The 12,285-nt window shown below is 70.3% G+C and carries 12 protein-coding genes; 3 read left to right on the top strand and 9 right to left on the bottom strand.

The annotated features are described in order from the left end of the window. Nucleotides 1-127: 127 nt before the first annotated feature. Together ASF53_RS00425 and ASF53_RS00420 are read right to left on the bottom strand one after the other, a co-directional pair. Entirely contained in the window at nt 128-919 is a 792-nt protein-coding gene (locus ASF53_RS00425; protein WP_056193754.1) for a hypothetical protein, read from the bottom strand. Between the two features lie 110 nt (nt 920-1,029). Continuing rightward, nucleotides 1,030-1,236, bottom strand: coding sequence for a hypothetical protein (locus ASF53_RS00420; RefSeq protein ID WP_056192175.1), 207 nt, complete (start codon nt 1,234-1,236; stop codon nt 1,030-1,032). A gap of 241 nt (nt 1,237-1,477) precedes the next feature. On the opposite strand from ASF53_RS00420, the gene ASF53_RS00415 reads away from it, so the two are divergent. Further along, a complete protein-coding gene (locus ASF53_RS00415) occupies nt 1,478-2,101 on the top strand; it encodes a Pr6Pr family membrane protein (RefSeq protein WP_056192172.1) in 624 nt (207 codons plus the stop codon). A 3-nt stretch (nt 2,102-2,104) separates the two neighbouring features. On the opposite strand, the gene ASF53_RS00410 is transcribed toward ASF53_RS00415, so the two are convergent. From ASF53_RS00410 to ASF53_RS00380, 7 genes are all read right to left on the bottom strand, one after another. Then, nucleotides 2,105-2,833, bottom strand: coding sequence for a pseudouridine synthase (locus ASF53_RS00410; RefSeq protein ID WP_056192169.1), 729 nt, complete (start codon nt 2,831-2,833; stop codon nt 2,105-2,107). 30 nt (nt 2,834-2,863) lie between these two features. Further along, nucleotides 2,864-3,790, bottom strand: a complete 927-nt coding sequence (locus tag ASF53_RS00405) for a class I SAM-dependent methyltransferase (protein WP_056192166.1) — start codon at nt 3,788-3,790, stop codon at nt 2,864-2,866. Between the two features lie 194 nt (nt 3,791-3,984). Next, the gene (era, locus tag ASF53_RS00400) at nt 3,985-4,965 is read right to left on the bottom strand and encodes a GTPase Era (RefSeq protein WP_056192163.1); all 981 of its coding nucleotides are present in this window, start codon (nt 4,963-4,965) and stop codon (nt 3,985-3,987) included. Nucleotides 4,966-4,985: 20 nt separating this feature from the next. Next, nucleotides 4,986-5,756 carry a ribonuclease III gene (gene rnc / locus ASF53_RS00395; protein ID WP_056192160.1) on the bottom strand — a complete coding sequence of 257 codons (771 nt, stop codon included), beginning with the start codon at nt 5,754-5,756 and terminating at the stop codon, nt 4,986-4,988. 60 nt (nt 5,757-5,816) lie between these two features. Continuing rightward, nucleotides 5,817-6,623 (bottom strand): signal peptidase I, encoded by an 807-nt coding sequence (lepB, locus tag ASF53_RS00390; RefSeq protein ID WP_082482266.1) that lies wholly within the window; start codon nt 6,621-6,623, stop codon nt 5,817-5,819. A gap of 128 nt (nt 6,624-6,751) precedes the next feature. Further along, nucleotides 6,752-7,162 carry a holo-ACP synthase gene (acpS, locus tag ASF53_RS00385; RefSeq protein WP_056192158.1) on the bottom strand — a complete coding sequence of 137 codons (411 nt, stop codon included), beginning with the start codon at nt 7,160-7,162 and terminating at the stop codon, nt 6,752-6,754. Continuing rightward, on the bottom strand, nt 7,159-7,908 hold the full coding sequence (locus ASF53_RS00380; protein ID WP_056192154.1) for a pyridoxine 5'-phosphate synthase: 750 nt from the start codon (nt 7,906-7,908) through the stop codon (nt 7,159-7,161). The genes acpS and ASF53_RS00380 overlap by 4 nt, the downstream gene beginning before the upstream one ends. Before the next feature lie 168 nt (nt 7,909-8,076). On the opposite strand from ASF53_RS00380, the gene ASF53_RS00375 reads away from it, so the two are divergent. Beyond that, nucleotides 8,077-9,492 (top strand): sensor histidine kinase, encoded by a 1,416-nt coding sequence (locus ASF53_RS00375; protein WP_056192150.1) that lies wholly within the window; start codon nt 8,077-8,079, stop codon nt 9,490-9,492. A gap of 111 nt (nt 9,493-9,603) precedes the next feature. Further along, nucleotides 9,604-12,186, top strand: coding sequence for an ABC transporter permease (locus ASF53_RS00370; protein ID WP_056192147.1), 2,583 nt, complete (start codon nt 9,604-9,606; stop codon nt 12,184-12,186). Nucleotides 12,187-12,285: the final 99 nt, after the last annotated feature.

Here is a 12,285-nt window from a genome sequence, read left to right as displayed (position 1 = left end):
GAAATGCCGGATTATCTCGCCAGATAAACCCTTCGGGACTGTCAGACAGCCGAACGCACGGGTCGCTGTTCTTATTTTGCTCTGAGAGTTCGACCGGCTCCCGCCGCGATGCGCACGATTACCGACCTCACGGCCTCCAATCCGAGAAGCCGGCGACGCGATGGATCAAGCGCCGATGGCGCGCGGTCTCGCCGAACGGCGCGAGTTCCCAGGTCCAGGCCCGTTCAGGGCTTGCCAGCGATACGCCGTAGAGAAGGTCGTTCTGCGCATGGACCTGTCCCTGCCGGTCCTCCTCGGTCTCGTCGATGTCGGTCACGAGGCAGACCCGCGCCGTGAGCCCAGCCAGGGCATCGAGATGCCCCTCGACGATCCGGCGACCGAAGGCGTCGCCGTCCTCCGGCGTCCAGGCCCCGAGGGGACGGCGTGAGGACTCCAGCCGCTCGACCGGGCGGATCGGCAATTGCGACAGGAGGTTGGCGGAGATGACGAGGCCGGTGCCGGGCTCGGCGCAGACCGGCGGCAGGCGGGGATCGAGATCGCGCGCCGCGCCGGTCATCAGCGCCATCGCGCCGCTGAGATCGGCCGTCAGCGTCTCGACATTGGGAAACGCGCGGATCGCGCGCCGAGCGGGCGCGAGATGCACGGCATCGACCAGCACCACCCGCCGGAAGGCCCCGGCAAGATCCGCCAGCGGCACGTCGAGCAGGAGGCCGGAGCCCAGCACCACGGCGGTGTCGCGCCGCTCGGTGGCGGCGATGGCCGCGCGCATCACCGCCCGGCTCGCCTCCAGATGCGGCGCCCAGGCCCGGCGGCAGCGGCGCGCCCGCGACATCAGCCAGATGCTGTCGCGCAGGTAGCCGAGCCGACGCTGAGCCCGCGGCGCAGGGGTGGTAAGGAGATGCAGGAGATCGAGCAGCACGGCCAAACCGCCTCCGGCAGCCGCCCTCCCCTGTCAAGGCATCGCCCCGGACGTCAGATCCGGAGCGATGCTCGGAGGGGCCTCATGGGATCGAGTTTCGAGGCGACGCGCTAGCGTTTGGCGCCGGCTTTGCCCGTGCCCTTCTCGTAGAGGGCGGCGATCTTCTGCATCGCTCCCGTGTCGCCGCGGGCGGCGGCCTTCTCGTACCAGCCCTTGGCGGCGGCGTAGTCCTGGCCTTCGGTCGGCGCGGTCTCGACGGCCAGGGCGGGGAGTGGGGCGAACAGCAGCCCCGCGACAACGACGATCCGCCCGAGCATGATGGGGTGTCCTCAGCCGAAAAATCGGCACCGGCGGGAAGAATGCAGGATGCGCCGTGTCGCCCGGGCCTTCACATTTGCCGGAACCGGATTTCAAAGTTCGCGACTTGACCGAGAATCCCAATCTCCCGTCACGACGCTTCATCACCCCGGCGCCGCGACCGGGATCGGTGCGCGTCATCGCCGGGTCGCGAAGCGCGGCCAGAACGACGCCCCGCCCCGGATGCCGACGCCCCGAACGATGACTTCCCGCTCCGCCCGCCTCGCCGCGGCCCTGATCGCGCTCTGCGCCGCCCTCGGCGTCGGGTTCGGCTTCGCCGCCGTGTTCGGCCGGACCGGCTCGGTGCCGCTCTCGGCCTGGATCATGGCGGCCTATTTCACGAACCTCACGGGGCTCCTCATCCTCGCGGTGTTCGGCGGGATCGCCCTGCGGGTGCCGGCCCTGGCTCAACCCCGGCTTGTCGCCACCACGGTGCTCGCGACCCTGCTCGTCGGCCTCGTGCAGCGGCTGCTGCTCTACGGGGTCAGGACCCTGCGCGGCGGCGACCTCGTCGGCGACATCCTGCTCCACCAAGCGCTGCCGGTGCTGGTGCCGCTGTTCTGGCTCGCCTTCGTGCCGAAGGGGCGTCTCGCGCTGCGCGACCTCGTGCTGTTTGCGAGCTACCCGCTGATCTATCTCGGCTACACCCTCGTGCGCGGCGCCTCCGACGCACGCTATCCCTACCCCTTCCTCGATGTGGGGAAAATCGGCTGGGGCCCGGTCGCCGCCTATGCCGGGGCGATCGCGGCGGCCTTCCTCGGGGTCGGCTGGGCGCTGGTGTTCCTCGACCGGCGCCTCGCGCGGCGCAGGGCCTTGGCCGGATAAAACTTACCCCTCGAACAAGGTGGCGATTTCGCCCGGCCCCAAGATCCGGAACTCCCCCGCCGGCAGGTCGGCCGGGAGCGCCAGCCCGCCGACGCGATCGCGGTGGAGCGCATCGACATGGTTGCCGAGGGCGGCGAACATGCGCCGGACCTGATGGTAGCGGCCCTCATGCAGGGTCACCGTGCAATGGGTCGGGTCGTCGGTCTCCATCTCCACCGGCAGGAGCGGCTTGTCCTCGCCCTCCAGCATCATCTCGCCCGAGGCGAGAATCGCGGCCTCGTCACCCTGGAGCGGGCGGGCCAGCGTCACCCGGTAGCGCTTGGAGACCTTGGCCTTCGGCGCGATGATCCGATGCAGGAGCGCGCCGTCATCGGTCATCAGCAGGAGGCCCGAAGTCTCCTTATCGAGGCGCCCGACGGTGGAGAGCGCCGGATCGCGCCGCCGCCAGCGCTCGGGCAGCAGACTGTAGACCAGCGGCCCGACCTCCTTGTGCGAGCAGGTGACGCCGAGCGGCTTGTGCAGCATCAGGCAGAGGCCCGGCAGCGGATCGAGCGCCTCACCCTGCACCGTCATCCGGGCGGAGAGGTCGGGCTCGAGCGGGATGCGCTGCGAGGCGTCCCGCAGGGCCTGCCCGTCGCGGCGGACGAGACCGGCGCGGGCCAACCCCTCGACCTCCCGGCGCGAGCCGTAGCCGAGATTGGCCAGCAGCCGGTCGAGGCGGACCGCCTTCATTTGCGAGCCTCGTTCACTTGTCAGCCCCGTTCACTTGCGCGCCTCGAACAGCTTGTAGCCCCCCTCCGTCGCCAGCGTCGTGACGGTGCGGAAGGCGGCGCGCAGGGGCGCCTCGTAGGGCAGATGGGTGTTGGCGACGAGATAGAGCGTTCCACTCGGCCGCAACACCGCCGCCGCGCGGTTGATGAAGACCTGGCCGAGGGCCTGATCCTCGGCGCCGCCATCGTGGAAGGGCGGGTTGGTCACGACGAAGTCGAGGCCCGACAGGGCCGGCTCGGCGCTGCGCAGATCCGCCCAGTGCAGGGTGGCGCCCGGCTCGCCGACGTTGCGGCGGGCCATCTCGATGGCGCGGCGGTCGATGTCGATCAGCGCGAGCGAGGCGACTTTGGGCGATTTGAGCACCGCGCGGGCTAGGATGCCAAGGCCGCAGCCGAAATCGGCCCCGCGCCCCGAGAGGAGCGGCAGGTGGCGCAGCAGCAGGGCGCTGCCGGGATCGAGCCGGTCCCAGGAGAAGATGCCGGGCTGCGTGCAGAGCGCGAGGTTGTCGATGTGGCGCGGCGCGCCGCCCGCCACGGCAGTCTCGATGCCGGCGGGCGCCTCGGGACGCGTCGCCGTGCAGATGCGGTGGTGGCGGCGCGGCTCGTCGGTGACGGCGCAGCCGAAGCCGCGCAGCTCCTTGGCGAGCCGGGTGCCGCCCTTGTCCTTGGGCGCCATCGCCACCAGCCGCCCGCCGGGCTTCACAGCGCGGATCGCCAGCGCCAGGGCGTAGCGCCGCTCCGCCGTGCCGGGCGGGGCCAGCAGCAGGGCCGCTTCGAGGCTCGCCTCGGCGACATCCTCCAGTCGCGCCGAGCCGGGGATCAGCGGCGAGACCTGGGCGGTACCCTCAGGCACCTCCGCCAGATCGGCCGGGGGGAGGCCGTAGAGAATGGCCCGGATGTCGGAGTCGGTGTGGGACATGGTGTTGGGCCTGAGAAAGGCTCGATCGCCGGATGCCTCGTCCACACTCCGCCTCATCCTGAGGTGCGAAGCGGAGCGAAGCCTCGAAGGATGCTCCAGGGATCGCGCGGCTGGCTGGAGGATCCGTCAAAGCCCGCTGACGCGGGCACCTCAGGATGAGGTCGCGGGTGGGAGGCCGTCGGCCGTAAGATCGGTCAGCCCGTCGGGAATTCGAGGCCCATCTCGCGATAGCGCGCGGGATCGTCGGCCCAGTTCTCGCGGACCTTCACGTGCAGGAACAGGTGCACCTTGGCCTCGGCCACCTCGGTGATCTCCAGGCGCGCCGCCTGCCCGATCGCTTTGATGGTCTGGCCGTTCTTGCCCAGCACGATCGAGCGCTGGCTCTCGCGCTCGACGAAGATCGTCTGCTCGATCCGCACCGAGCCGTCGGGCCGCACCTGCCACTGGTCGGTCTCGACGGTGGAGCGGTAGGGCAGTTCCTCGTGCAGGCGGTCGTAGATCTTTTCCCGGGTGATCTCGGAGGCCAGCATGCGCAACGGCGCGTCGGAGATCTGGTCCTCGGGATAGAGCCAGGGGCTCGGCGGCATGCGTGCGGCCAGCGCCTTGCGCAGGTCGGCGACGCCGTCGCCCTTGAGCGCCGAGATCAGGAAGGTGTCCTCGAACGGCACCATCGCGTTGAGCTTGGCAACCAGTTCGAGCAGGCGCTCGCGGGCGATCAGGTCGATCTTGTTGAGGATCAGGATCTTGGGCCGCTTCACCTCGGGCAGGCGGCGCAGGATGGTCTCGACCTCCTCGTCCGCGCCTTTCCGGGCATCGATCAGCAGACAGATCGCGTCGGCATCCGCCGCACCGCTCCAGGCGGAATGCACCATCGCCCGATCGAGGCGGCGCTTCGGGGCGAAGATGCCGGGCGTATCCACGAGGATGATCTGCGCATTGCCCTCCATGACGATGCCGCGCACCAGCGCCCGCGTCGTCTGGACCTTGCGCGAGACGATCGAGACCTTGGCGCCGACGAGCGCGTTCAGCAGGGTCGACTTGCCGGCATTCGGCACGCCGATCAGCGCGACGAAGCCCGCACGCGTCCCTTCGCGCGGCTGGTCCCGCGTCTCTTGCCGCGCGTCCTGCGGGGCGCCGCCTTCGTCAGCCTCGTGTTCCGGCTCGTGCTCAGACATCCGATTCGACCATCCGCGACTCAACCACTCGATCCATCCTGTCCCTGCGTCCCGCCGATGCCCTCGCGGGCAAGCACGGCGCGGGCCGCCTCCTGCTCCGCGACGCGCTTCGAGGCGCCTTCACCGTATCCGGGTTCGATGCCTTCGACCCGCGCCGCGATCCGGAAGACCGGGGCGTGGTCGGGCCCTGAACGCTCCACCACCTCGTAGACCGGAATCGCGAGGCTGCGCGCCATCGCCCATTCCTGCAAGGCCGATTTCGCGTCGCGCCCACGCGGGGCCGCGGTTTCCTCGCCGGGGCGGAAGGCGCGCTGCACGATCGCCCGCGTCGCCTCGTAGCCAGCATCCAGAAACACCGCGCCGAGGATCGCCTCGCAGACATCGGCCAGAATGGTCTGGTTGCGGCGCCCGCCGGTCTGGATCTCGCCGGGGCCGAGATTGAGATGCGGCCCGACCTCCCAGGCCTCGGCCACCACGGCACAGGTCTCGCGCCGCACGAGGCCGGCGAGCCGGCGCGACAGCTCGCCCTCCTCGGCGCCGGGCAGCGCCTTGTAGAGCGTCTCGGCCACCGCGAGCCCGAGCACGCGGTCTCCGAGAAATTCGAGGCGCTGGTAGCTGCCGACCCGGCCGGACTGGCCGGCTTTGCTCACATGGGTGAGCGCCAGCGGCAGCAGCGTCGGGTCGGCGAAGACATGGCCGATGCGCGCCTCCAACGTCGCGAGGCTCGGCCGCGGGCGATGCGCGCGCCGGGCGCGGCTGGAGCGAGCGGCGCCTTCGCCGTCCTCGCTCATCGCCGTCCGCCCCGAGGCAGAGCGGCGGATCGTTCCGTCGCTGTCACGTTCGTCAGAAGGTCAGTGAATCGTCGAGAAGATGCGGCTCCAGCGCACATCCGACGGCCAGCGCCAGATCTGCCAGGCGGGGGTGCGCTCGTCGATGGAGAAGAAGATCATCTCGGCGCGACCGACGAAGTTCTCGAACGGCACGTAGCCGACGCTGGCGAGGTCGCGCGAATCGGTGGAGTTGTCGCGGTTGTCGCCCATCATGAAGAAGTGACCGGCCGGCACCGTGTAGACCTCGGTGTTGTCCCAGAAGCCGCGGTCGCCGTCGCGCTCGATCACCCGGTGCGTCACGCCGCCCGGCAGCGTCTCGGTGTACTGCGCGACCTTCACCGTCTGGTCGAAGGCATCCAGGGTCTCGTAATCGGCGATGCGCTCACGCTTGACCGGCTTGCCGTTGATGTTGAGCACGCCCTCGATCACTTGGATCTTGTCGCCGGGCAGGCCGATCACGCGCTTGATGTAGTCGGTCGCGTTGTCCTTCGGCAGCTTGAACACGGCGATGTCGCCGCGCTTCGGCTCGGCGGCCCAGACCCGGCCATGCGCCTGGAACGGCAGATACTCGGAGAGCGGCAGGGAGTATTTCGAGTAGCCGTAGGTGTATTTCGAGACGAACAGGTAGTCGCCGATCAGCAGCGTCGGAATCAGCGACCCCGATGGAATGTTGAACGGCTGGAACAGCAGCGTGCGCACCACCAGCGCGATCAGAAGCGCCTGGACGCCGACCTTCACGGTTTCCCGGATGCTTGCCCAGGTTCCGGGCTCGGCCGTCCGGATCTCCGTCTTGCCCTCGCGATCCAAGCGCGCGCGTCCCATGCTCATGAGTGAAACAGCCTCCGGCCCCGCCGTAAGATCGGCAGCCGCGTCCCACGTCGGTGGCTGTCCTGCTGGGCGGCGGGTCTAGACTATGCTGCGCCGCCCCGCAACGCGAAGGATGTGCGGATGCAAACCTATGATGTCGCCGGGACCGGCACGGCCTCGATGATCACGAAGGCTTGTGCGAGCGGCGGCTCGTCGGTCAGCGTTAGGTGGAGCCGCGCCTCGTGACCCGCCGGCACCATGCGAGCGAGGTGTTCCCGCGCACCACCGGTCAGGTTCAGGGTCGGCTGGCCGCTGGGCAGGTTGACCACCTCCATGTCGCGCCAGAACACGCCCTGGCTCATGCCGGTGCCGAGCGCCTTGGCGCAGGCCTCCTTGGCGGCGAAGCGCCGGGCATAGGACGGAGCACGGGCGGCACGCCGGTCGCATTTCGCCCGCTCGCCGTCGGTGAAGACGCGGTGGGTGAAGCGGTCGCCGAAGCGTTCGAGCGAGGACTCGATGCGGCGGATGTCGCAGAGATCGGTGCCGATGCCGAGGATCACGGTTCGGCCTGCCGCCGCGCCCGGTCCATCGCCGCGCGCATATCGTGAACCGCCTGCCGCAGCCCGACGAAGATCGCCTCGGCGATCAGGGCGTGGCCGATATTCAGCTCGCGGATCTGCGGCAGCGCCGCGACCGGGCCGACGCTCTCCACGGTGAGGCCGTGGCCGGCATGGATCTCGAGGCCGAGCCCGGCGCCATGCGCGCTGGCCCGCACGATGCGGCCGAGTTCATGCGCGATCCTTGCTTGATCGCCCTCGATCACCGCCTCGCAATAGGAGCCGGTATGCAGCTCGACCACCGGCGCGCGGAGGGCGTGGGCGGCCTCCATCACCGCCTCGTCGGGCTCGACGAACAGCGAGACGCGGATGCCGGCCTCAGACAGGGTCGCGATGCGCGGGGCCAGATGCGCGCGGCCGGCGATGATGTCGAGGCCGCCCTCGGTGGTGCGCTCCTCGCGCTTCTCCGGCACGAGGCAGGCGGCGTGCGGCCGGGTGGCCAGCGCGATGCCGACCATCTCGTCGGTCGCCGCCATTTCGAGGTTGAGCGGCACCGGCAGCTTGCGCAGCGCCGCGATGTCGGCGTCGCGGATATGGCGGCGATCCTCGCGCAGATGCGCGGTGATGCCGTCGGCGCCCGCCGCCACGGCCTCGCGGGCGGCGCGCACCGGATCGGGCGCGAACCCGCCGCGGGCGTTGCGGACGGTGGCGACGTGATCGATGTTCACGCCCAGGCGCAGGGACGACACGGCTGGCTTTCCGATGCTCGGCGGATCGAAGGGCTGCCGGTGTAGCGGCTGCCGCCGGCGCTTGAAAGGGTCTCAGGCGGCGGGGGCGCGTCGAAGGTTTGGGGAAAGCCGCGGGACGGATCGCGTTTCACGTCGCCCGGCCCTGTGCCGGCGTGTAGCTCTGAGGCAATGCACAAGCTGCTGATTCAGCTCGGCCTTCGCTTCGACGATCCCCACGAGGAGCGGTCGTTCGTAAGGAGCTTCACGCTCGACGATCTCGGCCACACGCAGGCCGCGATGGTGCTGGGCGCGTTCGTCTACTGCTCGTTCTCGGCCATGGACTGGATTCTCAGTCCCGACGCCTGGGCGGTCGCCACCGCGCTGCGGCTCGCCGTCGCGATCCTGGCCCTGCTGCCGGCGACCCTCCTGCTCACCCGGCCGGAGGCCCGGCCCTTCGCAGAACGGATCTACCTCGTCTACTGCGTCGTGCCGGGCTGCGTGCTCAGCGTGATCTACGTCTTCCTGCGGCCGAGCTTCGACCACGGCGCGGCGGGCCTGATCGTGGTGATCCTGTTCGTCTCGACGCTGCTGCCGTTGCGGGTCCCGTTGTTCGCGCTGTTCGCCGTCCTGACCTGGACCTGCTTTGCCCTGTTCGAGACCATCGCGACGCACGAGAATCCCGGCTTGGTTCTCGTGAACAATGCGGAGATCGGCGCGGCCTACGCGCTCTCGCTCTACGGGGTCGGGGCACGGGAGTTTCGCGCGCGGCGCCAGTTCCGGACCACGGGGGAGTTGCAGGTCGAGAAGGAGCGCTCGGAGGCGACGCTGGCCGAGTTGCGCGCCGCCCAGGCGCAGTTGGTTCAGGCCGAGAAGCTCGCGGCACTCGGCCAGCTCGTGGCGGGGGTGGCGCACGAGATCAACACGCCGATCGGCCTCGCGCTGACGACCTCGACCGCCTTCGACCACGACCTCGCGCAATTGCGCCGGAGCGTCGCCTCGGGGCAGATTCGCCGGTCAGACCTCACGCAGAGCGTCGATCGGCTGAGCGAGGGCGCGGGTCTGGTCTTCGCCAACCTGACGCGGGCGGCCGATCTGGTTCACAATTTCAAGCAGGTCGCGGTCGATCAGGCGACGGAGGACCGGCGCCGCTTCGAGCTCCGCTCCTGGCTCGCCGAGCTGATGAGCACGCTCGATCCGATCCTGCGGCGCAAGGGCCACGAGGTCCGGCTCGCCTGCCCCGACGGCCTCCACCTCGATTCCTATCCAGGCGCATTGGCGCAGGTCGTCAGCAACCTCGCGCTCAACGCCGTGATCCATGCCTTTCCCGAGGGCCGCCCCGGCACGCTCCACATCGACGTGACCCGGCTCGGCGACACGCAGATCCGGATGACCATGCGGGACGACGGACGCGGCATCCCGCGGGAGAACCGGCAGCGGATCTTCGATCCGTTCTTCACCACCGGACGCGACAAGGGCAGCACCGGGCTCGGCCTGCACATCGTCTACAATCTCGTCGTCTCGACCCTGCGCGGGCAGATCGCCATCGAGAGCGAGGAGGGCGTCGGGACAGGGGTGACGATCGACCTTCCTGTGACGGTGGCGTGATACGGTCCTGACCCGCATGGATCCGTGCGGCGGTGCGAGCAGTTGCGTGCGCCGCGTCAATGCCCAGATTGGCCCCGCCGGCTCGACCGGCGACGAAACGCTCGAGCCCGCATGCACGGCACTTTGTCCCAGCCGGATTCTTCGAAGCCGGTCCCCGCCTCCCGTCTGCCGCTCACCCTGCGGCTGGCCCTGCGCGAGCTGCGCGGCGGGCTCTCCGGCTTCCGGGTGTTCATCGCCTGCATCGCGCTCGGCGTCGCAGCGATCAGCGGCGTCACCTCGATCGCCGCCTCGCTCTCGGGCGGGCTCGGGCGCGAGGGGCGGCGGATTCTCGGCGGCGACATCACCTATAGCCTGATCAACCGCGAGGCGACGCCGGCCGAGCGCGTCGTGCTGGAGGGGCAGGCGCCGGTCTCCGAGGTCGCGAGCCTGCGCGCCATGGCGGTGGCGGGCGATGGCGGCGCGGCCCTGGTCGAGCTGAAGGCGGTCGATCCGAGCTACCCGGCCGTCGGCACGGTCGAGACGGACCCGCAGGCGCCGGTGCAGAATCTCCTCGCGGAGCGGGACGGCATTTTCGGCGCGGCCGCCGATCCGGCCTTGCTGACCCGGCTCGGGCTGAAACCCGGCGACCGGGTGACGCTCGGCGGCTTTCCCATCGAGATCCGCGCCGCCCTCGTCTCGGAACCCGACCGGATCGGCTCCGGCATCGGCTTCGGGCCGCGCCTGCTCGTTTCGCTCAGCGCGCTGCGTGCCACCGGCCTGATCCAGCCCGGCAGCCTCAACCGCTTCACCTACCGCCTTCAGATGCCTGGCGCCGACGACGCGCGCCTGACGGCGGCCAACACCGCGGTGCAGAAGGCTTTGCCCGAAGCCGGGTTCGAGATGCGCGCGCGCGACAACGCCGATCCGCGCTTCGCCAAGGGTATCGAGCGCTTCACACAGTTCCTCACGCTCGTCGGGCTCACCGCCCTCATCGTGGGCGGGGTCGGTGTGGCGAATGCTGCGCGCGCCTTCGTCGATGGCAAGCAGGCCTCGATCGCCACCCTCAAGAGCGTCGGCGCGCCGGGCTCGCAGGTCGTCGCGCTCTACCTAATCCAAGTGATGCTGATCGCCGCCATCAGCACCGTGCTCGGCCTCGCCGTCGGCGCGGCCCTGCCGTTCATCCTCGACATCGCGCTGCGCGACCAGCTTCCGCTGCCGCTCAACCCCGAGATCGCCCCGGCCCGCCTCGCGCTCGCCGCCGCCTACGGGCTGCTGACGGCGCTCGCCTTCGCGATCCTGCCGCTCGGGCGCGCCCATGACGTGTCCGTCGCCGGGCTGTTCCGCGATGCCGTCGATCCGGCTGCACGGCGTCCGCGCTGGCGCTACCTCGCGGTGCTCGCCGCCGCCCTGCTCGCGCTGGCGGGCCTTGCCCTCGTCACCGCCTTCGACCGCAAGGTCGCGCTGATCTTCATGGCGGCGGCCGCCCTCGCCTTCGGCGGCCTGCGCCTCGTCGCCGCGGGGCTGATGGCCTTGGCCGCGCGCCTGCCGCGGCCGAAGGGCATGGTGCCGCGCATGGCCTTGGCCAACCTCCACCGGCCCGGCGCGCTGACCCCGGCGGTGGTGCTCTCGCTCGGTCTCGGCACGACGCTGCTGGTGACGCTCAGCGCCATCGACAGCAACATCACCCGCGCGCTCGAAAGCTCGCTGCCGGGCCGCGCCCCGAGCCTGTTCTTCCTCGACGTGCCCTCGCGCGAGGCGGACGCGTTCTCCGCCTTCCTCGGCGCCCACGCCCCCGACGCCAAGATCGAGCGGGTGCCGATGATGCGCGGACGGATCACGGCACTGAACGGCGTGCCGGCCGGGCAGATCAAGCCGCCGGAGGACGCCGCCTGGGTGCTCGACGGCGACCGGGGCATCACCTACGCCGAGACCCCGCCGGACGGCTCGTCGATCGTCGAGGGCACGTGGTGGAATGCGGAGGAGGGCCGCGCGCCGCTGGTCTCCTTCGATCTCGAACTGGCCCGCTCGCTCGGGCTCAAGGTCGGCAGCACCGTGACCGTCAACGTGCTCGGCCGCCCGATCACCGCGCGGGTCGCCAACCTGCGCAAGATCGAGTGGCGCTCGCTCGGCATCAACTTCGTGATGGTGTTCTCCCCCGGCACCTTCCGCGGGGCGCCGCATGCCGACCTCGCGACCCTGACGCTGCCCAACGGGCCCGACCCGAAGCTGGAGGCGGAGGTGGTGCGCGATGCCGCGAAAGCCTTCCCCTCGGTGACGAGCGTGCGGGTGAAGGACGCCCTCGATGCGGTCAACGACCTCGTGCACAAGCTGGTCCTGGCGATCCGCGGCGCCAGCGTCGTCGCGGTGCTCGCGAGCCTGCTGGTTCTAGCCGGGGCGCTCGCCGCCGGCCACCGGGCCCGTCTCTACGACGCGGTGGTGCTGAAGGTGCTCGGCGCCACACGGATGCGCCTGCTCTCGGCCTATGCCCTGGAATACGGCGCCCTCGGGCTCATCACCGCGCTGTTCGGCATCCTGGCCGGCTCGGCCGCGGGTTGGGTGATCGTGTCCCGGGTGATGCGCCTCGACTTCGCCCCCGACCCCATGGGCGCCCTCGCGGTCGCCGCCTTCGCGGTCGTCTTCGCCGTGGCCGTGGGCCTGACGGGCACATGGCGCATCCTGGGACAGAAGCCGGCTTCCTATCTGCGCCAGTTCTGAAAACGCTTCATTACGTTTTAACGAAGGCTTTCATCCCGATCGAACTGCAAAAATCTTCGTTATCCAGCGAGGTTGAAAACGCGGCCGTCCGCTGAGGGC

This window comes from Methylobacterium sp. Leaf123 (assembly GCF_001423405.1).
In the GTDB taxonomy this organism is placed as follows: Bacteria; Pseudomonadota; Alphaproteobacteria; order Rhizobiales; family Beijerinckiaceae; genus Methylobacterium.
This window is presented reverse-complemented; position numbering and strand designations above follow the sequence as displayed.